Source organism: Massilia sp. MP_M2, from assembly GCF_039123635.1.
Taxonomy (GTDB): Bacteria; Pseudomonadota; Gammaproteobacteria; order Burkholderiales; family Burkholderiaceae_D; genus Telluria.
In genome coordinates, this window is the sequence record NZ_JBCHJF010000006.1 from 190,333 (window position 1) to 213,243 (window position 22,911).

Genomic DNA, 22,911 nt, shown 5'->3' on the forward strand with positions numbered 1-22,911 from the left:
AAATGAATCTGGACGCGTGGGCGGCATAGCCGTCCACCCTACAGCGACTGAACGGCGAACGGCGTCTCAGCGATCCCTCTTACCCCCGACTGCAGGATGACGACTGACCCTGCATCACCGCCAGCATTGCCCGCCCCTGCCGGATCGATCGAGGTCACGAGCAGCAAGTCAAGATCAGGCCCGCCGAACGCGCACATCGACGGCTTGGCCATCGGCAGCGCGATTTCCCGATCCAGCTTGCCTTGCGGCGTGAAGCGCTGCACCACGCCACCATCGTTGGCGCAGCTCCAGTAGCAGCCATCGGCATCAACTGCCGCCCCGTCCGGCCGGCCCTGTTGCCCCGTCAGGTCGAGAAACACGCGTTCGTTGTGCGGCAGGCCGGCATCGATATCGTAATCGTAGGCCCACACGAGGCGCCGCTGCGGATGTGAATCCGACAGGTACATCGTGCGGCCATCGGGCGACCAGGCCAGGCCGTTTTGCGTCAGCAGGTGTCGTACTACCGGCCCATGCAGGCCACCGGCGGCGCTGTAGCGATACAGAGCGCCGACCGGACGCGCGGCAGCCATGTCCATGAACATGGTGCCGCTCCAGAACCGGCCCTGGCGGTCGCAGCGCCCATCGTTGAAACGCATGCCCTCGCCCAGTTCGGCCGCGGCCGGCGCGGCCAGCCGGGCTGCGTCGAGCGCGCCATCGGCACCCAGCGCCAGGCGGAACACGCCCGTTTCCATCCCCGCAATCAGGCTGCCGTCGCTGCACGCCGCGATGCAGGCCACCATTTCGGGCGCCGTCCAGTGCCGGAGCGCGCCGCTGGCATGGTCCCTGCGCCAGATGCGGCGCGCTGGGATGTCGACCCAGTACCAGGCGGCCTGCCCCGCGTGCCAGAGCGGGCTTTCGCCCGTGGCGCAGTGCACGCCCGCGATGCGTTCGACTTCAGCAACCATCGATTACAACCCCTTGATTTCACGGTGCTGTGGCACCAGCATTTTCATGACCGTCCACGCCACCAGGTAGGCTATGGCGCAGATCGAGAACATGATCATATACCCGGTCTGCAGCTGGCCCAGCGCGCCGTAATGGTCGAACAGCCAGCCGCCAAGCTTGGTGAGCAGCACGCCGCCCAGGCCACCGGCCATGCCGCCGATGCCGACCACCGAACCGACACTGTGTTTCGGGAACATGTCCGAGACGGTCGTAAACAGGTTCGCCGACCAGGCCTGGTGCGCCGAGGCGCCAATACCGATCAGGATCACCGGCACCCAGAAACCCAGGTACCCAAGCGGTTGCGCCAGCAGCACGACCAGCGGGCACAGGGCGATGATGAGCATGGCCTTCATGCGGCCATGATAGATGTCGGCGCCCCGGTTCAGGAACCAGGTCGGCAGCCAGCCGCCGCCGATGCTGCCCACCATCGTCATGCTGTACAGGACGGCAAGCGGGATGATCATGTCGGTAGCCGACATGCCGTATTGCGCCGACATGTATTTGGGGAGCCAGAACAGGAAGAACCACCAGACGCCGTCGGTCATGAATTTGCCGAAGGCGAAGGCCCAGGTCTGGCGGTAACCGAGCAGCTTGAACCACGAACCCTTGACCGGCGTGCCGGTGGGCGCCACCACGACGCCGGCGTCGCTGTTGATATAAGCCAGTTCGGCCGCCTTCAGGCGCGGCTGCTGTTCTGGCGCGTCGTACAGCCAGATCCAGAGACCCATCCACAGAAAGCCGATGGCGCCGATGACGATGAAGGCCGCCTGCCAGCCCCAGTGCGCGGCGATCAACGGCACGGTCAGTGGCGCCAGGATCGCGCCGACGTTGGCACCCGAATTGAAGATGCCGGTGGCGAACGAGCGCTCGCGTTTCGGGAAGTATTCGGCGGTGGCCTTGATCGCGGCCGGGAAATTACCGGCTTCGCCAATGGCCAGTACCGCGCGGCCGATCATGAAACCGGCCACCGACACGGGCACGACGGCCAGCCCGATGCTGGTAAACACCGTGTTGACCGCTTCGCCGATGCCGATCGCATACGCATGACCGATGGCGCCCAGCGACCAGATGACGATTGCCAGTACATAGGCGCGCTTGGTGCCCATGCGGTCGATCACGCGGCCGGCGAACAGCATCGAGATCGCGTAGACGAACTGGAAGGTCGCCGTGATGTTGGCGTAGTCGGTGTTGGTCCAGTTGAACTGCTCGGAGAGTACCGGTGCGAGCAGACTGAGAACCTGGCGGTCCAGGTAATTGATGGTGGTGGCAAAGAACAGCAGCGCGCAGATCGTCCAGCGATACCTGCCCACCACCGACTGCGCCGGTGTTACGTCGATGACTTGCTGATTCATGGTGATCAGTTCTTTTCAAGTTGGGTGACAGCCGGCGTCTCCTCCGGCTGGTGATGCGTTCAGGCGTCGTGCGTTACTTCACCCCGCCCACTTGCAACGTGCCGTCCAGCAGGCGCGCCAGGCCCAGCGGATTGTCGTCACGCAGCGCCTCGGGCAGCAGGCTGCCCGGCACGTTCTGGTAGCAGACCGGCCGCAGGAAGCGGTCGATGGCGCTCGCGCCCACCGACGTCGTGCGGCTGTCGCTGGTGGCCGGGAACGGGCCGCCGTGCACCATCGCGTGCGCCACTTCGACGCCTGTCGGAAAGCCGTTGAACAGCACGCGGCCCGCCTTGCGCTCGACGATCGGCAGCAGCCTGGCGGCCAGGTCGAGGTCACCGTCGCGCGCATGGACCGTCACAGTCAGTTGCCCGTGCAGATGTTCGGCTGCCTGCAGCATCTGGGCGGCGTCGGTAAAGCGTACCAGCACCGCGCATGGACCGAACACTTCATCTTCCAGAGCCGGGTTGCCCATGTAGGTGGCGGCGTCGCACACGTACAGCGCAGCCTGCGCAGCGCAGCCGTTGCCTTCGGTCGTGCCTTGCGCGACCAGTTGCAGGCCGTCGACGGCGTCGAACGCGCTCACGCCCTTCGTGTAGGCGTCGTGGATGCCGGCGGTGAGCATCGTGCCGGCGCCCTTGGCGCCCAGCGCTGCGGTGCTCGCGGCGACAAAGGCATCGAGCTCGGCGCCGTCCAGGGCGAACACCAGGCCCGGGTTCGTGCAGAACTGGCCGACGCCCAGCGTCAGCGAATCGACGAAGCCCTGGGCCAGCGCAGCGCCGCCAGCCTGCAGTGCGGCGGGCAGCATGAAGACCGGGTTCACGCTGCTCATCTCGGCGTACACGGGAATGGGTTCAGCGCGCGCGGCGGCGGTGCGCAGCAGTGCCAGGCCACCCTGGCGCGAGCCAGTGAAGCCCACGGCCTTGATCGCCGGATGGGCCACGAGCTGCTGGCCGACCGTGCGGCCGTCGCCGAACAGCATCGAGAACACGCCTTCCGGCAGGCCGCATGCCTTGACCGCACGCTGGACGGCGCGCCCGACGAGTTCCGACGTGCCGGGATGCGCGCCGTGCGCCTTGACCACGACCGGGCAACCGGCGGCCAGGGCCGATGCCGTATCGCCGCCCGCGACGGAAAACGCGAGCGGGAAGTTACTGGCGCCGAACACGACGACCGGGCCGAGGCCGATCTTGCGCAGGCGCAGATCGGGCCGAGGCGGCGCGCGCTCCGGCAAGGCGCTGTCGATGGTCGCGTCCATGAAATAGCCGTCGCGCACGACCTTGGCAAACAGGCGCAGCTGGGTCACGGTGCGCATCCGTTCACCTTCCAGGCGCGCCTGCGGCAGGCCGGTTTCCAGTTGCGCGCGCTCGATCAGCTCGGGGCCGATCGCCAGGATTTCTTCGGCCACCGACTCGAGGAACGCTGCGCGCTGCTCAAGCGGGAGGGCGCGATACGGATCGAACGCTTCGCTGGCCAGCTCGCAGGCGCGCTCGACGTCGTCCACCGTGGCCTGGCCGAAACCGGGCTGCAGGTCTTCGCGCGTGGCCGGGTTGAAGCCGAAGACCGCTTTGCCGGCGCCGCGCACGCTGTGCGCGCCAATGATCATTTCACCGAGAATGGCCATGATCAGACGACCCCGTTCTTCTTGAGCAGGTCGAGCAGCATCGCGTCTTCTTCGGCCGTCAGGTCGGTCAGCGGCGGACGCACCGGACCTGCACCATGGCCGACCAGGCGCGCGCCGGCCTTGACGATACTGACCGCGTAGCCGGCCTTGCGGTTGCGGATCTCCAGGTACGGCAGGAAGAAGTCGTCGATCAGGCGGTTGGTGGTGGCGAAATCGTCGGCGACGGTGGCGTGATAGAAGTCCATCGCCAGTTGCGGCACAAAGTTGAATACCGCCGACGAATAGACCGGGGTGCCCAGCGCCTTGTAAGCGCCGGCGTAGATTTCGGCGGTCGGCAGGCCGCCGAGATAGCTGAAACGGTCGCCCATGCGGCGCCAGATCGAGACCATCAGTTCGATATCGCCGTTGCCGTCCTTGAAACCGATCAGGTTCGGGCAGCGATCGGCCAGCTTTTCCAGCGAATCCGGAGTCAGGCGGCAGTTCGCGCGGTTATACACGACCACGCCGATCTTCACGGAGCGGCACACCGCTTCGACGTGCGCGATCAGGCCGTCCTGGCTTGCTTCGGTCAGGTAGTGCGGCAGCAGCAGCAGACCTTTGGCGCCCTGGCGCTCGGCTTCCTGGGCGTGCGCGATGGCGGTGCGGGTCGGACCGCCGCAACCAGCCAGGATCGGCACGACGCCGGCGCAGGTGTCGACCGCCGTCTTGATGATCTGGCCGTATTCTTCGCCGTGCAGCGAGAAGTATTCGCCCGTGCCGCCAGCTGCAAACAGCGCGGTCGCGCCGAACGGCGCGAGCCACTCGAGGCGCGCAGCGTAGCCAGCGGGGTTGAAATCGCCTTGGGCGTCGAAGTCGGTGATCGGGAAGGAAAGCAGGCCGTGCGACAGGGTTTGCTTGAGTTCCAGGGGATGCATGCGAAAGTCTCCGTTCAGTGTGTTTATCATGACGACTAGGTTGTAGGTCATCGTACAACTGAAACGGTTTAGGCTGCAAGCAAAATGTTGCTTGCCTAGTTGATTGTGCTCTCCAGCCGACGTTGCGCCTGCACCAGCCGCTCACGGCTGTTGGACAGGTGGGTACGCATCGCGGCGCGCGCGGCTTCCGGGTCGCGCCGCTCGATGGCGCGGAAGATATCGTCATGTTCGCGGCTGACCCGCTCGAGGAAATCGGCGGGTTTGTCCTGCTCGAGCACGGGAGTATTCAGGCGCGCGCGCGGGATAATGGCGTTGCCCAGCTGGGCCAGGATATCGACGAAATACCGGTTGCCGGTGGCCTGGGCGATGAGCAGGTGGAAGCGTTTGTCGGACTCCACCGCCGAGATGCCTTCGGCCATCGCCTGCTGCATTTCGTCCAGCGCGCCGGCCAGCTCGCGCACCTGCTCTTCATTGCGGCGGCTGGCCGCCAGGCCCGCCGTTTCAGTCTCGACGCCAATGCGCAATTCAAGGATGGCCAGCACGTCGCGCAGGGTCAGGATGTTCTCGGCGTCGAGTCCCAGACCGGTCTGCGGCCGGTCCAGCACGAAGGTACCGATGCCATGGCGGGTCTGCACCAGACCCGACGCCTGCAAGTGCGAAATCGCCTCGCGCACGACGGTGCGGCTGACACCGTGGTGGGCCATCAATGACGACTCGGTCGGCAGCTTGTCACCGGGCTTGAGGATGCCCTGCTTGACCGCGGCGCCGATCTGTTCGATGACGCCCTGGGCAAGATTGCGCTGCCTGCGCTGCGTGGGGACCATGGCTGCTCGCTTCAAATAGGGACTGGATTGGAGCGATTATACCAATAACATCATCCGTCACGCGCAGATGTCAGACATCCTATGACCAGTCATCCTTTCTTCGCAGTATTGGTAGGTCCGCCTTGCGGGATTGGTCTGGCCAAATTAGAATCACGGGACGATCTTCTCCACCTGGCTACCATGCCGGGAGCGCCCGCCCCAGATGAAAAAACCACCCGCGTCCACCGAGCCAAACCAGCCCGAACCACGACTGTATCGTGTCGTCGCCGTCCGCATCCAGGAACTGATACTCGACGACAAGATCCAGCCCGGCACGCGCCTGCCCGCCGAGCGCGAACTGGCGGCCAAGCTGGCAGTAAGCCGCGCGTCGCTGCGTGAAGCGCTGATCGTGCTCGAACTGTCCGGCATCGTCGAGGTGCGCGGCGGGTCCGGCGTGTATGTCAGCGAAAAAGCCGTGGCGCCCGCCGAGGTGCCCGAAGAAGGCCCGGGGCCGTTCGAGGTGCTCGCGGCGCGCCGCATGATCGAATCCGAGATCGCCGCCCTCGCCGCCAAGAATGCCACCGACCGCGATATCGACGCCATCCTCCGGGCCGTCGAAGAGATGGAGCGCCAGCACGACGACCGCGCCAGCAACGAACATGCCGACCGCAATTTCCATCTGGCGCTGGCCCGGGCCACCGGCAACACGGCAATGGTCGGCGTGATCGAATACCTGTGGGCCCAGCGTGGCAGCCTGTGGCACAAGCTGAAGGAACACTTCCAGACGGAAGAACTGCGCAAGCAGACGCTCATCGACCATCGCAACATCCTGGCGGCGATCGCGTCGCACGACGCCAGCGGCGCGCGCGCTGCGATGCGCGCGCACCTCGAACGCGTCACGCGCACGTTCTCGCGCGGCTAAGCCCAACGTTTTTTATTCCTGCCAAATGGCCTGACCGCTTGCTTAATTGGTCAGGCCAAAATAGAATCGGCAAACTTTGTGGAGTTTGCCCATGCTGCGTCGTCGCGCCCTTGTCTGCCTGTTCATCTGCGTCGCTGCTGGCGCGCACGCCGCACCCACGCCAGCGCCGCCATTGCGGATCATTCTCGTCGGCGACTCCACGATGGCCAGCAGCACCGGCTACGGCGACGCCCTGTGCGAGCGCTTCTCGCCCGAGACCGCCTGCATCAATCTGGCGCGGGGCGGGCGCAGTTCGGGCAGTTTTCGCGCCGAAGGCCGGTGGGATGAGGTCCAGACGCTGCTGCGCGAATCGGCCGGCTTTGGCGCGACCTACGTCCTGATCCAGTTCGGCCACAACGACCAACCCGGCAAGCCGGGACGATCGACCGATCTCGTGCACGAGTTCCCCGCCAACCTGGCACGCTATGTCCATGAAGCGCGCACCCTGGGCGCGGTGCCGGTGCTGGTCACGCCACTGACGCGCCGCAGTTTCCGCGGCGCCTGGGTGAGGGACGACCTGGCGCCGTGGTCGGCCGCCGTGCGTCGCGTTGCCGCCACCACGCAGGCGCCGCTGGTCGACCTGCACAAGCTGTCGATGGCCGATGTGCAGGCCATTGGCCCGGCACGCGCCGATGCATGGGCCCGGACTGGCGCCAATGCCGACCATACCCATCTGGGGCCAGGAGGCGCCGCGCATGTCGCGGCCATCATGACGGGCGCACTGCTGCGGGCAGCGCCACCACTGGCACGCGCTGCGCGGGGTGCCCGATGAGCGCCGCGGTTGCCGCGCTTGCGCTGGTGCTGGCCGGCGCCGGCACTGGGACGGTCACTGGGACGGTCACTGGGACGGTTACGGAGCGGCAGCATGCGCCGGATGACGGCTGGGCTGCGCAGGAAGGCGGTACGCGGGGCGGCGCACTGGCCGCCCCCGCCCACGTGTACACGGTGCGCACTGCTGCGCAACTGCGCGAGGCATTGGGCGCGCCGCTGTCCACGCCGCTGTCCGTGAATGCGCCACCACGGATCGTGCGCGTGGCCGCAGCCATCGACATGCGCGAAGACCGGCCATTTGCCGACAGCGACGACCAGGTGCGCCGCAGCATCGTGCGCATCCCGGCCAATACCACGCTGCTGGGGGTCGTCCCTGGGGCCGGCTTTGTCAATGCCAGCCTGGTCATAGCCGGGGTGTCACAGGTCATCGTGCGCAACCTGGCGCTGCGCAATCCCTGCGATATCGATCCGCGCTGGGACCCGCAGGATGGGGCCAAAGGCAACTGGAATTCCCAGTACGACGCGATCAGCGTGACAAATGCGCACCACGTATGGATCGACCATAACAGTTTCACCGATGCGCCGGTGACGGACGACACGCAGCCGGTCGCAAACGGCATGCCCAGGCAATGCCATGATGGCGCGCTCGATATCACGAGCGCATCGGACTTCGTCAGCGTTACTTACAACCACTTCGCGCTGCACGAAAAAAACACGCTGGTGGGCGGCGCCGACCGCGCGACGGGTGACCGCGGCCACCTGCGCGTGACGTTCAAGGGCAATCTGTTCGAGAACGTCAGCGAGCGCGCGCCGCGCGTGCGGTATGGCCAGGTCCACCTGCTGAACAACTACCACGTGGGCGACCGCACCCATCCGGCCTATCCGCATGGCTACAGCGTCGGCATTGCCCACGAAGCCCACGTCATTTCGCATGCGAATGCGTACGCGATCGCGGGCGCCGGTCGGTGCGGGCACGTGGTGCGCGATCCCGGCGGCGGCCTGGCCCGCAATCGCGGCGTGTATGCCGATACCGGCTCGCTGCTCAACGGGAAGCCGCTCGCTGACTGCGGCTTCGGGGGCGACGTCGGCTGGCGCGTGCCCTACCCGTTCGCGCCGCTGCCAGCGGCCGACGTCGTGCAGCACGTGCGCACGTACGCGGGGCCTCGGCTGCTGGATGCTGGCGACGGCGTGGTCGATGTCAAGCTGGTGGTCAAGGAAGGCGCGGCGCCATTCACGCTCAGGGCGCGGCAGGACAAGCGCGGCCACTGGCAAGGTGCCAGCATCAGGCTGGTCGATGGAGGCGCGGCGCTCCAGATTGCCCTGCTGGAAGCGCACGGGTCCACACCGGTGCGATTGAAACAGGTGCGGCGGCGCTCGCCACTGGCGGGCGAGCCGGTCGTGCTGCGCTTTGCCAGCCAGGCCGGCGAACTGTCGCTCTGGATCGATGGCGAGCGGGTGACGTCGGCGCGGCTCGCGCCCGTGCCTGCCGAGCAGCCAGCGGCGTGGGACGCTGCGCAGCACACGGTGCTCGATGTGCGCGATGGGCCGGCGGCGCTGCCGGCGGCCGGCATCGGGCTCCGGCTGGCGACGACCTCGCTGTCGTTGCAGGCCGGCGATCCGGCGCAGCGCATCGTGGTCGGGGGCGCCGGCTTGCGCGCGGCGTCGTCCGATCCCCATGTCGCCACGGTTGAACTGCGGGGCGGCGCCGTGCACGTGACGCCGCGCCGGCCAGGCCGTTCGACCATCACCGTGGCCGGCAACCCGTGGCAGCAGGCGGCGTTCGAGGTCATCGTCGGCGCAGCATCGAACGCGCCTGCGCGCACGCTGTTGCCGCAGGCGACGCTGCAGCCCGCACATGCCGAACGCGGCGTGCCGCCCGATACGCCCATCCGGATGACGTTCGGCCACGCGCCGGTATTGAGCGGCGCGGGCAGTGTTCGCGTCGTGCGCCGCCACGACGGCGCGCTCGTCGCGCTGGTTCGACCCGGCGAAACCGTGCTGACGCTCGGCGCCGCAGGCCGCCAGCGCGTGGTGCGCCATCACGCCATCGAGGTCAACGGCGACACGCTTCGGATTCGCCTGCCGCAGGCGCTTGCCACCGATACCGACTACGAGGTGCTGATCGATACGGCGCTGCTGAGCGACCGCCGCTTCAAGGGCGCCCGCTGGCACTTTCGCACCACACCATACCGCCCGGTCGGCGACAGCGTGACCGTCGACGACGATGGCCGCGCCGACTTTCGCACCGTGCAGGGCGCACTGGATCACGTGATGACGCTGCCGCGCGCAACGCCGGTCACGGTCAACGTACGCGATGGCGTGTATCCCGAACTGCTTTATCTGCACGGCAAGGACAACGTCATGCTGCGCGGGCAAAGCCGCGAAGCGACCATCATCAGCGCGGCCAACAGCGAGGCGCGCAATCCCGGCTCCGGCGCCGGGCAGGATATGGGCAGCGCCGGCATCAGTGGCGGGCGCGCCCTGTTCCTGGTCCAGGACAGCGACCTGCTCGAGATGCGCGACATCGCGCTGCGTAACACGACGCGGCGCAGCACTGACCCGTCAGCGCAGGCCGAAGCCCTTTTCTTCAGCAATGACAAGGGCCGACTGGTCGTGCGCAACGCCCATTTCACGAGCGAGCAGGATACCGTGCAACTGACCGGCTACGCCTGGATCTACCGGTCGCTCATCGAAGGCAACGTCGACTTCGTCTGGGGATACAACCGCGCGGCGCTATTCGAAGAGAGCGAGCTTCGCAGCATCGGCGACAGCGCGGACCCGGCCAATGGCGGCTACCTGGTGCAGGCGCGCACCGTCGCGCGGGACGATCCCGGCTTCGTGTTCCTGCGCTCGCGCCTGACCTTCGGCGCAGGACCGGCCGGCAACCTGCCGCCACCGGGTAGCACTTACCTGGCCCGCTCGCCCGGCACCGCGCACACCTGGGACAATGTCGCCTTCATTGGCTGCACGATCGGCGCGCACATCGCCCGCAGCGCGTGGCTGCGCGAACCGCAGCCCAATCCGGCGCAGGGCACGGCGCGCGCCGGCTGGCGCGAAGCGGGCAATACGTCCGCACAAGGCGACGTGGTCGAACTCGGGGGGTACCAGATGGATGAGCACGAGGCGCGGCAACTGGCCAACCGCAGCGCGGTGTTCGCGGGATTTGATGATGATAAAGGGTGGGATCCCAAGCCTTGAGCGGCTGACCGGGTCAGCACAACAACAACCGGCCAGACATGGTCCAGCGCTGCCTTGTCTTTCTCGGCGCACCGCACACGCGCGTCTTAGTTGCTCAACTCGTAAGTCAGCACGAAATCGTGTTGCGGCGTGATGTTGCCGTGACCGGAGATCCCGGCCAGTTCGCCCGTGCCCGAGCCGGGCAGGATTTTCCAGGTTGCCAGGCGTTCGCCACGGATCGCTTCAGCGTTGTGGGTGAGTACAAAGCAGCCCTCGCGGCCATGAAGCTTGCCCGAGATGCGCTCGACGCCGACATAGGACATCACACCGGCATCGCCTTCAAGGCGCAGCATCACTGCTTCCAGCACGGCGCTGCCTTCGAAATCGCCGGTGAAGGCTTTTGTCGCGAGGGTACGCGTGAGCTTGCCGCCCTGCCATGCCTGGTTTTCGATTTCATCCCATTTGGTGATCGTAAAGGCGCTTTTGCAGGTAATCATCGTTTTTCTCTCTGGTGGTGCACGCTGCTGCGTGCATAAAAATACTGAGGCAATGTGTTCTATTTACCAAACGTGCAAGTCGCGTGCGCTGCCGCTCAGCCAGCAGCGGTCAATATTGCGCAGTGTGATAGCCGACTGGATCGGCGCACTTAACTCACGACCAGTTCGAGCAGCTTGTTGGTCGTGTTCCAGTTGCGCGTCGTGGCTCTGGTGCCGAACAGCTTTTCGAAATAAGCGTTGTTGAGCTTTGTACGACCATATCCATTCGGGCAGTACACGTAGACGACATTTTGCCCAACTACATATTGGTCGAGATTCTGACCACCAGAGGCTGGAGCGGCGCCATTCTTCAAAAACGAAAAGTGCAACAACGACGTATCGTACGATTGCCAGGCCTGCGGCACGGCCTCGAGCGCCTCGGTCAACGCGGCAGCGGTCCAGGCCATGACATCCACATCGGCATACCCGAAGCGAGAACAGATTTCGCGCGCGAGCATCTCCTGCAGCAAATCCGCGCTCAGGCTGCTATCCAACACGAGATTGCCGCTTTGCAGATAACTCACCGCATTCATGCAACCCAACTCTTGAACCATCGCCAGCAACTCTTTCATGGACAGCTTGCGATATCCGCTGACGTTAACGCCCCTGAGCAAACAAACATAGCGCATCAAACCTACCCTCACGAAACGATTGGCCTGCCAAGGCTGCCATACCGATTGATACAGAATTTTTAGTGATATTGTTTACGCAACGGATACTACGGTTGCGGGATCTGGAGAGTCAAGGGAAATAGATACTGATGGGCTGACTTTTGAATTCAGGGGGTGTTGCAGGTCGATATATTTAATTTGCGTAGACTTGCCCTATGCATGGGGCGCGCTGCGTCAGTCCATTCAAGCAGCGCGAATAAGAAAGACATGCACTCGGCATAATGCGCGCATCTTCAGATTGGCAACACGTTGCCATTATTTAAATCGTTCGAACATAATTTTTTGGCGATACACACAACCGACCCAGTTCGAATATTGACACTGGCGCATCGAAGGTTGAACACACGCTGTTCTATGTTAATCCGGACAAAGCGCTGGCGTGCGTGCGTCAGTTTCGCTGCGCATCCACAACCGCAATCCAACCTCGATCTGCGCCTGATCCATCAGAAAACCAGGCGCAACACCGGCTGCACCTGGCAGCGTCCCAAACGTCAGTGATGTGCCAGCGCCAACGGCGCCGCGCGGCCATCTTTGCTTGCCAACGGCGCGGCCGTGTGATCGAGCTTGAACACCGCCAGGGCCTCCGACAACTGCGCGGTCTGATCGGTCAGCGAAGTCGCAGCGGCCGATGCTTCCTCGACCAGGGCCGAGTTCTGCTGCGTCATCTGGTCCATGTCGCTGATCGCCAGACCGATCTGCTCGATGCCTTCGCTCTGGCGCTGACCTGCATCGCTGATGTCGCCCATGATCGTCTGCACGCGGCGCACCGCGGCCACGATCTGCTCCATCGTGATACCTGCCTGGTCCACCAGCGCGCTGCCGGCGTCCACCTTGGCGACCGAGTCGCCAATGAGCTCCTTGATTTCCTTGGCAGCGGTGGCGCTGCGCTGGGCCAGGTTGCGCACTTCGGACGCCACGACCGCGAAGCCGCGGCCCTGTTCGCCCGCACGCGCCGCCTCGACTGCCGCGTTGAGCGCCAGGATATTGGTCTGGAACGCGATGCCATCGATCACCGAGATGATCTCCACGATCTTGGTGGCCGACGAGTTGATCGCACTCATGGTCAAGACGACGTTACCTACCACTTCGCCGCCGCGCGTGGCGATGTCGCTCGCCGACACCACCAGATCCCGCGCCTGATTGGCGTTGGCGGCATTGGTGCGCACCGTGTCGGTCAAGGCTTCCATTGCACGGGTCGTGTTCTCGAGGCGACCGGCCTGGAGTTCGGTACGGCTGGCCAGATCGGCATTGCCGCTGGCGATGTCGCCACTGGCCGATGCGATGGTGTCGGCCGACGTCTTGATGCCAGCCACCATATTGGCCAGACGATCGCGCATGTCGGACAGCGCGGCCAGCAGGCTCTTGTCGTCGCCCGCTTCAATACGGATCGACATCGACAGATCGCCGTCGGCGACCATGCGGGCGATGTCGCGCGCATATTCGGGTTCGCCACCCAGTTGCTGCCATACCGTGCGTACCATGAACCATGACACGGCGATCAGCACCGCGATCACGATCAGGCCGGTGACGATGGTGACCGTCACGACATTCGTCACGCTGGTTTCGCTGCGCGAGATGCCTGCCTTGAATTGCTGCTGCGCTTGGTCATTGACCTTGGCGACGTCGGTATTTAATGTCACGAGCGTCGCCTGCATGCGCGTTACGACGGCCTGCGGATCGCCCTGCTCGATCTCGAGCATGATCCTGGCCGCAGAAACGGCCGGGTCGTAATACTGTTCGAATTCCTGGCTCAGGCGGGCGCCGGTTGCCCCCATGCCGTCGATCTTGCCGAATTTGGCCAGCTTGGCCCGTACTTCATTGGCCTGTTCGGCAACCTGTGTGAGGCGCGCCTTGTCGCCTTCACTGACGGCGTCGCGCAAGCCATTGGTGACCGACTCGATGTCGCCCGCCAGTTCCTTGCTGATGTCGAGTGCCGGGTAATCCACGCTTTCGGTCGTATGAATCGAATTGAGCGCTTGGTTGGCGATGCCGGCACTGACGGCAACCCCGAGGGTAAAAATGATGGCCGATATGATCGGAAGTGCCCAGATCCTGCGTTTGATGCTCATGCCGCCTGCTCCTGAAGTCAAAACCCGCCGCACGCGCGGCGGGGTACCGATACATGATCAGGAACCGGAATAGACCACCTTGACGGACGCATCGACCGCGCTCTTGTCGATATAGCCGATCGCTTTCGGGTCGGCTGCAACGGCTTTCTTGACGCCGGCGTTGTCGCCGACTTCCTTGGGCATCGTGGCCTTGCCGGTAAACACCAGCTTCGACCAGAGCGCCTTGATCTGCGACGGATCCTTGTCCGTCACTTTCTTGTAGAACTCGGCGCGCGCTGGCGCACTTTCGGCCTGGTCGACCGGGGTCATGGCGGTCGATTTACCCAGGAAGAACTGGGATACCTGGTCCTTGGTCATCGACGACTCGGCAGCTTTCGCATTGACGACCACGACGACATCGGCAGCGGCTGGCAGCGCGAGCAACAGCGCGCTCAGGAACATGCTTGCTGAGATAACTTGATTCACTGGCAAATCCTTAGAACACGAAGTCAAGCGCGACGGCGCCGACGGTCACTGGCCCCTTGAAGCCGGGCTGAGTGTTGATGAACTGGCCGTTGCCTTGTGGCTTGATGCGATCGACCTGCGCCTTCAGTGCGACCGAGTTCGCGAAGTCCCAGCGCACACCGATGCTGTCGGTGGTCTGGCTGGTGCCGTCGATGGCGGTGGTCAACGTGTTCATCAGGCCCGACAACGCTGCCAGGGTCGGTGCGCATGCGAATGGGGAGCCTGCCGGGCAGGTGCCCGGGATGGTGTTGGTCACACCCTTCGAAATCACCTTGGCGCGGGTGTAGTACGGCAGGACCTTGCCGAAGCGGTAACCGCCCATCACGTACCACGACTTGGACGAACCCAGGAACGAATCGGGCATCTTGCGCTTGGCGTATTCGGTCAGGACGACGATATTCTTCCAGTCCATGGAAAGGCCGGCCGATGTGAACGTGTACTTGCGGTCCTTGGTATTGAGCAGCTCACCCATGTCGGCCACTTGCGGGATCTTGAACGCGGCAGCGGTGTTGTTGAACGTGATCACGGCGGCATCCAGTTGCGCGCTCTCGGACGACAGCTTGGTGCCGCTACGGCCCACGCGCACGATGAACGGGCCATGTTCGGCGGTCAGGTTCAGCGCGTACTGGTTGCGCGACTCGGCGGTAGGGCCGCCCGAAGTCTTGAAGTCGCTGCGGCCGTACGCGGCCAGCGCGGTGACGGTCGTGTCGCCGTACTGCTGTTGCCAGGTGACGTCAGCGCCATCGATGTTATTGAGCGGCATCTGCGAATACAGTTCCTGCGGCGGACGCAGGAAGGTGTTGGCGTAACCGACGTTACGGTATTCCGAGATCATGAACGCCGGCATGGCCACGCGACCCACGCGCACGCTCAGGTTGTCCGACAGCTTGGCCTTGACGAAGGCCCATGACAGTTCGGCGCCGAAGCTGTCTTCGCCATCCTTGCGCACCAGCCCCTGGCCGGTGACCGACAACCACGAGTTGACGGTGTAGTCGGCCTGCAGGCCGAGATTCGAATCGACGCCGGTGCGGGGATCCTTTTTGACACCTGACGACTGGTTCGAGCGGCCAAATTCAGCTTGATCGGTATCGGAGAACGTGAGCGCGCCGGTGCCGAAACCGCTGATACGGACGGCGTTACTATCCTGCGCAAAGGCGGAGGCGACGGCGAATGGCAAAGCGAGTGCCACCACGATGTTACGTGTTTTCTTAAATTCCTGGGGAATGCAATTGAAGTGTATTTTTGAATGGAACAGCAGCGACCTGGCCTGCGGCGGATCGCATTTGCAGCGTCAATTGTATCCACTTGGAAACAATTGCCGCAATGAAAATACACAGAATGTCATTTTTCCTGCCAGATATGTAAGCTTGCTTGTGACATTCTGACGACAAACGGTCGGTCATGGTCATCGACTGACGATCCAGGTAGTAACGCAAACAGCGCGAGTACTGAATGACAGGACGGTGCCAGTGGCGGCGTTACTCGCTTGCTGGCAAGGCGCCAAACACGCGCCCGAGAAAATCGGTCATCGCATCAACCGTCGGCGTCACCCACGGATCAAACAACCAGAATGAATGCGGCGTACCAGGCAACGCGACCGTCTCGGCAACAACACCGTGTTCGCGCAGCTTTGCCATCATCGCCTCACGGCCAACCGAGAAACGCGGCATGCTGCTCACGATGAACAATACCGGCGGACTCGCCCTGCTCACATGGTTGATCGGGGATGCCTGATGCCAGAGCGCCGGCTGCTCGGCATAGCGCCCGCCAAACCAGGCGCCGGCAGCAGACGGGTTCTTGGCCGGGTCGTCCTCGTGACGCCGCGCTTCTTCACTCGTGAAATCCGACAGCCCATCGATATTGATGACAGCCTTCACGGCGCCATCGCTCGTCATGCCGGCCAGCGCGGCGATCTGGCCACCGGCCGACCCACCAGCGAGCACCATCCGGTCGACGTCGGCGCCGTGGACCTCGGGATGCGCGCGCAACCACTGCAATGCATCCCTGACGTCGTCGATCGCCGCTGGATAGCGCGCCTGGCCCGACAGCCGATAGCTGACCGTGGCCGCCGCATAGCCGCGCGCGGCCAGCCTTGCAGCCAGCGGCGCCATCTCGCCCCGATCGCCGCTGCGCCAGCCGCCGCCATGCACCAGCAGAACCAGTGGCGCCGCTTGGTCACGCGGCCCCGGCGAATACAGGTCGAGCGCCAGCGACAATTCGCCCCGGCGCGCGTAGACGATGTCCTTGCGCACCTGAACCGAAGCCGGCACCGTGCTGCTGGCAATACGGATGTCGGGATAGGCGGCGACGAGTTTGCGGTAGGTGGTCTCGGCGTTGTACGGCTGGGCGATGGCGCTGGCGCCGGCGCCCGACAACAGCAGCCAGAGCGCCAGCGGCCAGCGCGTCACAGCGACTCGCCCCGGAAGATCACCGAGCGGCTCACGCTGGCGCCGGGCGCCAGCACGTTCAAGCCGGGATAGCCCGGCATATTGTGGGCATTGATCGGATGGTCGACCGGCTCGAAGCAGAAGAAATCGCGCCCCGGCGGCGCGTAGAGGATGAAGTAATCCATCGCCGCCTCGATCGAGAGGCCCACGCCGCGCCCCGGCCAGCGCACGCGCGCCAGGCCGTCCCAGCCGGCGAAGGCGTTGTCGACGGCCTCCTGCGGCAGCGGCGCGAAGGTGCGGTAGTCCCAGTGCGCGGGCACGGCGCGCCGGCTCGATGGCAGCTTGTCGGGCCCCGACAACCAGACCGCATCGGCCCGCGCCTGCAGCTGCGCGCCGCCCGGGTCGGGCAACCACGGATGCAGACCCAGTCCGAATGGCAGCGCCTCCGTGCCGGCATTGCGCACCGTGAGTTCCACGATCAGCGCGTCGCCATCGAGCGTGTAGCGCAGCGTGGCGTCATACGCGAGCGGTAGAAAACCATGGCGCGTCAGTCGCAGCAGGATCGAATCGAACGTCAGCGACTGCACGTCCCACGCCTGCTGCCAGCCATCGCCATGAATGGCGACCTTCTCGCCCGGGCGATTCGGCGTCGGCACATACCGCTGGCCGTCGAACATGAAGCCCGACGACGCGATCCGGTTCGACCACGGCACCAGCGGGAAGCAGGCCAGCTGGCCCGGCTGCGGCATGCCAGTGAACTCGGGCGGCAGTGGCCGCAGCAGCGGCTCCGGTTGCGCGCCGCGCAGCCAGTCCAGGCGCGCGAGAGCGCCGCCGATCTGCGGCACGATCTCGGCCACCAGGCTATGGTTGCGCAGGACGAGGCGTTGCAGCATGGGGCGCGCCGGCGGCATCAGTATTGCGGGCCGTCGAGCAAGAACTTGCCGCCCTGGTAGATCGTCGTCACATCGTCCGGCGCCGGAAATTCGGCCGAATCCGGGAACAGGTGTGCGAAGGTGCGCGAACTGTCCTTCGGCTTGAAGCCCAGGTGCGCGACCAGCCGGTTGTCCCACCAGAGGCTGTCGTTGTCCGACATGCCGTAGACGATCGTGTGGCCCACGCGCGGCGCAAACAGTGCGCAGCGCAGCAGTTCGGTCAGGTCGTCATACGACAGATAGGTGCTCATCATGCGCTTGTTGGCGGGCTCCGGGAAGCTCGAGCCGATCCGCACGCACACGGTCTCGATACCGAAACGGTCGTAGTAATAGCGTGACATCTGCTCGCCGAACACCTTCGACAGGCCGTAGTAGCTGTCCGGGCGGGTCGGCGAATTCGCGTCGAGCATCTCGGTGGTGCGGTGGTAACCGATCGCATGGTTCGAGCTGGCAAAGACCACGCGCTTCGTGCCGGCCTTGTGCAGCGCTTCGTACAGATTGGCCACGCCCAGGATATTGGCCTGCATGATCGGCTCGAACGGTTTTTCGGTGGAGACGCCGCCAAAGTGCAGCACCGCGTCCACGCCCTCGAGCAGCTTGATCACCGCTTCCTTGTCGGCCAGATCGCACTGGACGATTTCTTCGCCTTCGCGCGCCGCGCCCATGTCAACGACATCCGACAGGCGCACCACGTCGGCCCACGGCTTGATGCGATCGCGCAGCACCTTGCCCAGGCCACCGGCCGCGCCGGTCAGCAGGATGCGTTTGAATGGCTTGCCCACTTTGTTCTCAACTTCGGTCATGCACGGTCTCCTGGAATTCTTCTAGTTTTAGATTACGTCACCGGCGCCGGATTGAACAGCGCCAGCGAATTATGCAGTTTCCACTGTTCGGCCCAGGTCTGGCGCCCGCTGGCGACGTCGAGGATCAGGCGAAAAAGTTCCCAGCCCACGTCCTCGATACTCGCTTCGCCACTGGCGATGCGGCCGGCGTCGACGTCCATCAGGTCGTGCCAGCGGCGCGCCAGTTCGGAGCGCGTCGCCATCTTGATCACCGGGACCGCGGCCAGTCCGTACGGCGTGCCGCGCCCGGTGGTAAACACGTGGACGTTCATCCCGGCGGCCATCTGCAGCGTACCGCAAATGAAGTCGCTGGCCGGCGTGGCCGCGTAGATCAGGCCTTTCTGCTTCAATTTTTCACCGGGCGAGAGTACGCCCGTGATGGCCGTGCTGCCCGACTTGACGATCGAGCCCATCGCCTTTTCAACGATGTTCGACAGCCCGCCCTTCTTGTTGCCGGGCGTGGTGTTCGCGCTGCGGTCGACGCCGCCGCGCACCAGGTAATCGTCATACCACTGCATCTCGCGCACCATCGCTGCGGCCACTTCGGGCGTGGCGGCGCGCGCCGTCAACTGGTCGATCCCGTCGCGCACTTCGGTCACTTCCGAGAACATCACGGCCGCGCCGGCGCGCACCAGCAGGTCGGTCGCAAAACCGACGGCCGGATTGGCGGTCACGCCCGAAAATGCGTCGCTGCCGCCGCATTGCACGCCCACCACCAGTTCGGATGCCGGACAGGTCGTGCGCTGGCGCGCATTGAGCGCCTCGAGAAGGCGCTCGGCGGTGGCCATCAGGTTGTCGATCATCGACATGAACCCGACGTGCTGCGCATCCTGCAGGCAGACAACGGCCGGTTCGGCCGCGCCGATCGGGATCGAACCGGCCGGGAACAGGCGCGTTGGCGGCAGCTTTTCGCAGCCAAGGCTCACGATCATCACGTTGTCGCCGAAATTCGGATTCTTCGACAGGTTGCGCAGCGTGCGGATCGGGATCTCCGCGCCCGGCGCGTCGATCGCCACGCCGCAGCCGTAATTGTGTTCGAGCGAGACGACGTCGTCGACGTTTGGATAGCGCGGCAGCAGCTCGGCCCGGATGCGCTTGACGGCATGCTCGATCACGCCCGATACGCACTGCACGGTGCTGGTCACGGCCAGCACGTTGCGGGTGCCGACCGACCCGTCGCGATTGCGAAAGCCCTCGAAGGTGTAGCCCTCGAGCGGCGGAAAGGCGGCGACGGCGTGCGTGCCCACCGGCAGGTCGTCGAGCGAGCGCGCGGCCGGCATGTGCAGCACCTTCTCCGAGATCCAGCTGCCACGCGCGATTGCGCCGTTGGCGTACCCGATCGTCACGCCGTAGCGGATCACCGCAGCGCCGTCGGGCAGGTCGAACAATGCGACCTTGTGCCCTTGCGGGACGCCCTCGACCAGCACCAGACCGTCCGCAAGGACGGTGCCGGCCGGCAGGCCACCGTCGTTGGCGACGATCGCCACATTGTCGCTGGCTTGCATGCGGATAGTACGAGGGACGAGCTGGGTCATTGGTCTGCCTTGTCTGGAAGTTCAGCGAAAGTATGCCATACAAAATCGAAAAGTGGCTAGTCCACCTTGCGATTTTGGTCTGACCAAATTAGAATGGCCTGACCAAAAGAGCGCTACCTGCACTACCACGACACAGGTAAATACATAAGTGAAAATCACGATGCCGATTGGAGACAAATGAAACTGCATCTCGTTGCAGCGCTGCTGGGCTGCGCGCTGGTATCCTCGCCCACGCTGGCCCAGGGCCAATACCGCAATCCCGACAACACCAATCTGGGCGATGCCGGCGAAGGCACCTACCCGATTCCCTATAAGAAGCCGGTGGTGGCCGAGGTCACCGCGCAGTTGCAGGCCATCCGCGCCTTCATGGACCGCGCCACCCCGACCCGCATTGTCAGCAAGCGCACCGGCCAGCCGATCACGGACCTGAAAAAACCGAGCGCCGACGCGATCTTTGAAAAGAGCGCCGGCGACTACGGCATCCAGGTCTATGAGATGGGCGTGGTGCATTCGGGCCTGCTCAAGGCTGCCGAGGTCACGAAGGACCCGGGCTTTACCGCCATGACCAAACGCCACTTCGACTTCTTTGCCGAGACGCTGCCGTATTTTCGCGCGCAGGAACAGCAGTTCAAGCTCGAACGCGCCAACAGTTTTTCGCGCTTTCTCGATCCGCGCTCGCTCGACGACGCCGGCTCGATGTGCGCTGCGCTGATGCGCGCGCGCGCCGCCAAAGTCGGGCCAGACCTCAAACCCATGATCGACAGCTGCAGCGACTGGGTCGCCAAGCGCCAGTTCCGGCTGGACGATGGCACGATGGCCCGCAAGCGCCCGCAGGAAGTCTCGCTGTGGGCCGACGACATGTACATGAGCATCCCGGCGCTGGCCGAGATGGGCCGCCTGACCGGGCAGCGCGCGTATTTCGACGATGCGGTCAACAATGTGATGGGCATGTCGAGCCGCATGTTCAACCCGCAGCTCGGCCTGTACACGCACGGCTGGCATGCGAACCACCCGGACGCGCCGCGCTTTTACTGGGCGCGCGCCAATGGCTGGGCGGTGCTGGCCATGTCCGACCTGCTCGACGTGCTGCCGAAGGACCATCCCGGCTACCCGAAAGTGCTGGCGCAGCTGCGCGCCTCGCTCAAGGGCATCGCCGAACTGCAAAGCGGCAGCGGCCTGTGGCACCAGATGATTGACCGCAACGACTCGTATCTGGAAACCTCGGCCAGCGCGATCTTCACGTATGTGTTCGCGCATGCGGTCAACCAGGGCTGGGTGAGCCCCACGACCTACGGCTCGATCGCGCAGGCCGGCTGGAACGCACTGTCGACCCGCATCACGGCCCTGGGCCAGGTCGAAGGCACGTGCGTCGGCACGACACTGGCGGGCGACATGGTCTATTACTACCACCGCCCGACCAGCGTGGATGCACTGCACGGCTATGGCCCGATGCTGCTGGCCGGCGCCGAGATCATCCGCCTGGTAACGAACCCCGCGTTCGAGGTCCAGCACAAGGTGCGTACCTACCACTACATGCCCAAGGGCGGGCAGACCGACTACCGCGAACACCACTGACCCGGGAGTGACATCATGAACCGACTCGTACTTGCCGCGCTGCTCGTTCCAGTAGTAGCCGCGCCGCTGGCGCACGCCCATGCGGAGAGCATCCGCGTGACCGTCCAGCAGGACCTGGCGATCGCCCGGCCCTCCGAGACCATCTCGATCCCCTGGAAGGACGTCAACGCCGCCCTGCCCGGCGCGATGGTGCAGAAAATCGCAGTCAAGGATGCACGTGGCCGGGTGCTGCCGCACCAGGTGACGAATATCGCGCCGCAGGCGAAAGACCCCAAGAACGAAGGCGTCGCCTACGGTGAGCTGCTGTTCCAGCACAGCTTTGCAGCTGGCGAAAAAAGCGCGGGCTTTACAATCGAGCGCATCGACGGCGTCGCCCCACCCTTCCCGGTCAAGACCTTCGCGCGCCAGGTGCCCGAGCGGCTCGACGACTTCGCGTGGGAAAACGACAAGATCGCCCACCGCACCTACGGCCCGGCGCTGGCAGCGCCCGCCCCGCCCGGCGTCGTCAAGGAAGTCCTGGTGACGAGTGGCCTGGATATCTGGTTCAAGCGGGTCGATTACCCGATCGTCGACCGCTGGTACAACAAGGGCCACGACCACTATCACAAGGACCAGGGCGAAGGCATGGACATGTACAACGTCGGCAAATCGCGCGGCGCCGGCGGCACCGGCGTCTGGAGCGGACAGACCTTGTACCCGGGCGTGAACTACGCGAGCTTCAAGATCCTGGCCAATGGCCCGATCCGCACCGTGTTCGAGCTGCACTACGCACCGTGGGATGCCGCTGGGCGCCAGGTGAGCGAAGTCAAACGCTTCACGGTCGACGCCGGCCACTGGTTCGACCGCATCGACAGCACCTTCAGCGCCAGCGGTGAAGGACCGTTGCTCGTGGCCGTGGGCCTGAACAAGACGCCGGGCGACAAGGGCCAGGCCCCGCAGATCGCCACCACACGCGATGGCAAAGTGCTGCTGCAGTGGATCGAACAGACGACCAATGATGCCTTCGGCACGGCGGTCGTGCTACCTGGCGCCGACGGCTTCGCCGAGGATGCACTCAATGAGCTGATCGTGGCCAAGGTCACGCCGGGCACGCCACTGCGCTACTACGCAGGCGGGGCCTGGCGCCGCGCCGGCGAGATCACCAGCCGCGAACTGTGGCAACGCGAGGCGGCCGCCGTCGCCGCGCGCGACGCCAGCCCGGTGCGCGTGACCATCGCACCGACCAAAGGAAACTGACG

19 protein-coding genes are annotated in these 22,911 nt (G+C 64.8%); 5 read left to right on the forward strand and 14 right to left on the reverse strand.

Annotated features, from left to right (window positions below; genetic code table 11):
• Positions 1 to 38: 38 nt before the first annotated feature.
• The 5 genes from RCH14_RS14835 to RCH14_RS14855 form a co-directional block, all read right to left on the reverse strand.
• Complete coding sequence (locus RCH14_RS14835) at positions 39 to 944, reverse strand: SMP-30/gluconolactonase/LRE family protein (protein WP_343026865.1); 906 nt, start codon at positions 942 to 944, stop codon at positions 39 to 41.
• 3 nt (positions 945 to 947) lie between these two features.
• Positions 948 to 2,336 (reverse strand): MFS transporter, encoded by a 1,389-nt coding sequence (locus RCH14_RS14840; RefSeq protein ID WP_343026866.1) that lies wholly within the window; start codon positions 2,334 to 2,336, stop codon positions 948 to 950.
• 73 nt (positions 2,337 to 2,409) lie between these two features.
• Positions 2,410 to 3,996, reverse strand: coding sequence for an aldehyde dehydrogenase (NADP(+)) (locus tag RCH14_RS14845; protein ID WP_343026867.1), 1,587 nt, complete (start codon positions 3,994 to 3,996; stop codon positions 2,410 to 2,412).
• 2 nt (positions 3,997 to 3,998) lie between these two features.
• Entirely contained in the window at positions 3,999 to 4,910 is a 912-nt protein-coding gene (gene kdgD / locus RCH14_RS14850; protein WP_343026868.1) for a 5-dehydro-4-deoxyglucarate dehydratase, read from the reverse strand.
• Positions 4,911 to 5,005: 95 nt separating this feature from the next.
• A complete protein-coding gene (locus RCH14_RS14855; protein WP_343026869.1) occupies positions 5,006 to 5,734 on the reverse strand; it encodes a FadR/GntR family transcriptional regulator in 729 nt (242 codons plus the stop codon).
• 202 nt (positions 5,735 to 5,936) lie between these two features.
• Between RCH14_RS14855 and RCH14_RS14860 the strand changes: the two genes are divergently transcribed.
• The 3 genes from RCH14_RS14860 (at position 5,937) to RCH14_RS14870 (ending at position 10,643) form a co-directional block, all read left to right on the forward strand.
• Entirely contained in the window at positions 5,937 to 6,635 is a 699-nt protein-coding gene (locus RCH14_RS14860) for a FadR/GntR family transcriptional regulator (RefSeq protein WP_343026870.1), read from the forward strand.
• A gap of 91 nt (positions 6,636 to 6,726) precedes the next feature.
• Positions 6,727 to 7,446, forward strand: a complete 720-nt coding sequence (locus RCH14_RS14865) for a rhamnogalacturonan acetylesterase (protein ID WP_343026871.1) — start codon at positions 6,727 to 6,729, stop codon at positions 7,444 to 7,446.
• Positions 7,443 to 10,643: a pectinesterase family protein gene (locus RCH14_RS14870; protein ID WP_343026872.1), complete on the forward strand. Its 3,201-nt coding sequence runs from the start codon at positions 7,443 to 7,445 to the stop codon at positions 10,641 to 10,643. Before RCH14_RS14865 ends, RCH14_RS14870 begins: the two co-directional genes overlap by 4 nt.
• Before the next feature lie 86 nt (positions 10,644 to 10,729).
• Here the strand turns inward: RCH14_RS14870 and RCH14_RS14875 are convergent, their stop codons facing one another.
• From RCH14_RS14875 to garD, 9 genes are all read right to left on the reverse strand, one after another.
• Entirely contained in the window at positions 10,730 to 11,119 is a 390-nt protein-coding gene (locus RCH14_RS14875) for a DUF3224 domain-containing protein (protein WP_343026873.1), read from the reverse strand.
• Between the two features lie 149 nt (positions 11,120 to 11,268).
• A complete protein-coding gene (locus tag RCH14_RS14880; protein ID WP_343026978.1) occupies positions 11,269 to 11,787 on the reverse strand; it encodes a DUF1697 domain-containing protein in 519 nt (172 codons plus the stop codon).
• A gap of 533 nt (positions 11,788 to 12,320) precedes the next feature.
• Positions 12,321 to 13,898 (reverse strand): methyl-accepting chemotaxis protein, encoded by a 1,578-nt coding sequence (locus tag RCH14_RS14885; protein ID WP_343026874.1) that lies wholly within the window; start codon positions 13,896 to 13,898, stop codon positions 12,321 to 12,323.
• Positions 13,899 to 13,955: 57 nt separating this feature from the next.
• Positions 13,956 to 14,339 (reverse strand): hypothetical protein, encoded by a 384-nt coding sequence (locus RCH14_RS14890; RefSeq protein WP_407070084.1) that lies wholly within the window; start codon positions 14,337 to 14,339, stop codon positions 13,956 to 13,958.
• Positions 14,340 to 14,373: 34 nt separating this feature from the next.
• Entirely contained in the window at positions 14,374 to 15,594 is a 1,221-nt protein-coding gene (locus tag RCH14_RS14895; RefSeq protein ID WP_343026876.1) for a porin, read from the reverse strand.
• Positions 15,595 to 15,880: 286 nt separating this feature from the next.
• Positions 15,881 to 16,810 (reverse strand): alpha/beta hydrolase, encoded by a 930-nt coding sequence (locus RCH14_RS14900; RefSeq protein WP_343026877.1) that lies wholly within the window; start codon positions 16,808 to 16,810, stop codon positions 15,881 to 15,883.
• A complete protein-coding gene (locus RCH14_RS14905) occupies positions 16,807 to 17,682 on the reverse strand; it encodes an aldose 1-epimerase (protein ID WP_343026878.1) in 876 nt (291 codons plus the stop codon). Before RCH14_RS14905 ends, RCH14_RS14900 begins: the two co-directional genes overlap by 4 nt.
• Positions 17,683 to 17,699: 17 nt before the next feature.
• The gene (locus RCH14_RS14910; RefSeq protein WP_343026879.1) at positions 17,700 to 18,524 is read right to left on the reverse strand and encodes an NAD(P)-dependent oxidoreductase; all 825 of its coding nucleotides are present in this window, start codon (positions 18,522 to 18,524) and stop codon (positions 17,700 to 17,702) included.
• Between the two features lie 32 nt (positions 18,525 to 18,556).
• Entirely contained in the window at positions 18,557 to 20,098 is a 1,542-nt protein-coding gene (garD, locus tag RCH14_RS14915) for a galactarate dehydratase (protein ID WP_343026880.1), read from the reverse strand.
• Positions 20,099 to 20,275: 177 nt separating this feature from the next.
• Here garD and RCH14_RS14920 point away from each other — a divergent pair, with 177 nt between their 5' ends.
• Both RCH14_RS14920 and RCH14_RS14925 read left to right on the forward strand, forming a co-directional pair.
• A complete protein-coding gene (locus RCH14_RS14920; RefSeq protein ID WP_343026881.1) occupies positions 20,276 to 21,673 on the forward strand; it encodes a glycoside hydrolase family 88 protein in 1,398 nt (465 codons plus the stop codon).
• 15 nt (positions 21,674 to 21,688) lie between these two features.
• Entirely contained in the window at positions 21,689 to 22,909 is a 1,221-nt protein-coding gene (locus tag RCH14_RS14925; protein WP_343026882.1) for a DUF4861 family protein, read from the forward strand.
• Positions 22,910 to 22,911: the final 2 nt, after the last annotated feature.

Bases quoted from the DNA above. Each gene is read 5' to 3' on its own strand.
- RCH14_RS14835 (WP_343026865.1), bottom strand. From the start codon at position 944: ATGGTTGCTGAAGTCGAACGCATCGCGGGCGTGCACTGCGCCACGGGC.
- RCH14_RS14840 (WP_343026866.1), bottom strand. From the start codon at position 2,336: ATGAATCAGCAAGTCATCGACGTAACACCGGCGCAGTCGGTGGTGGGC.
- RCH14_RS14845 (WP_343026867.1), bottom strand. From the start codon at position 3,996: ATGGCCATTCTCGGTGAAATGATCATTGGCGCGCACAGCGTGCGCGGC.
- kdgD (WP_343026868.1), bottom strand. From the start codon at position 4,910: ATGCATCCCCTGGAACTCAAGCAAACCCTGTCGCACGGCCTGCTTTCC.
- RCH14_RS14855 (WP_343026869.1), bottom strand. From the start codon at position 5,734: ATGGTCCCCACGCAGCGCAGGCAGCGCAATCTTGCCCAGGGCGTCATC.
- RCH14_RS14860 (WP_343026870.1), top strand. From the start codon at position 5,937: ATGAAAAAACCACCCGCGTCCACCGAGCCAAACCAGCCCGAACCACGA.
- RCH14_RS14865 (WP_343026871.1), top strand. From the start codon at position 6,727: ATGCTGCGTCGTCGCGCCCTTGTCTGCCTGTTCATCTGCGTCGCTGCT.
- RCH14_RS14870 (WP_343026872.1), top strand. From the start codon at position 7,443: ATGAGCGCCGCGGTTGCCGCGCTTGCGCTGGTGCTGGCCGGCGCCGGC.
- RCH14_RS14875 (WP_343026873.1), bottom strand. From the start codon at position 11,119: ATGATTACCTGCAAAAGCGCCTTTACGATCACCAAATGGGATGAAATC.
- RCH14_RS14880 (WP_343026978.1), bottom strand. From the start codon at position 11,787: ATGCGCTATGTTTGTTTGCTCAGGGGCGTTAACGTCAGCGGATATCGC.
- RCH14_RS14885 (WP_343026874.1), bottom strand. From the start codon at position 13,898: ATGAGCATCAAACGCAGGATCTGGGCACTTCCGATCATATCGGCCATC.
- RCH14_RS14890 (WP_407070084.1), bottom strand. From the start codon at position 14,339: ATGTTCCTGAGCGCGCTGTTGCTCGCGCTGCCAGCCGCTGCCGATGTC.
- RCH14_RS14905 (WP_343026878.1), bottom strand. From the start codon at position 17,682: ATGCTGCAACGCCTCGTCCTGCGCAACCATAGCCTGGTGGCCGAGATC.
- RCH14_RS14910 (WP_343026879.1), bottom strand. From the start codon at position 18,524: ATGACCGAAGTTGAGAACAAAGTGGGCAAGCCATTCAAACGCATCCTG.
- garD (WP_343026880.1), bottom strand. From the start codon at position 20,098: ATGACCCAGCTCGTCCCTCGTACTATCCGCATGCAAGCCAGCGACAAT.
- RCH14_RS14920 (WP_343026881.1), top strand. From the start codon at position 20,276: ATGAAACTGCATCTCGTTGCAGCGCTGCTGGGCTGCGCGCTGGTATCC.
- RCH14_RS14925 (WP_343026882.1), top strand. From the start codon at position 21,689: ATGAACCGACTCGTACTTGCCGCGCTGCTCGTTCCAGTAGTAGCCGCG.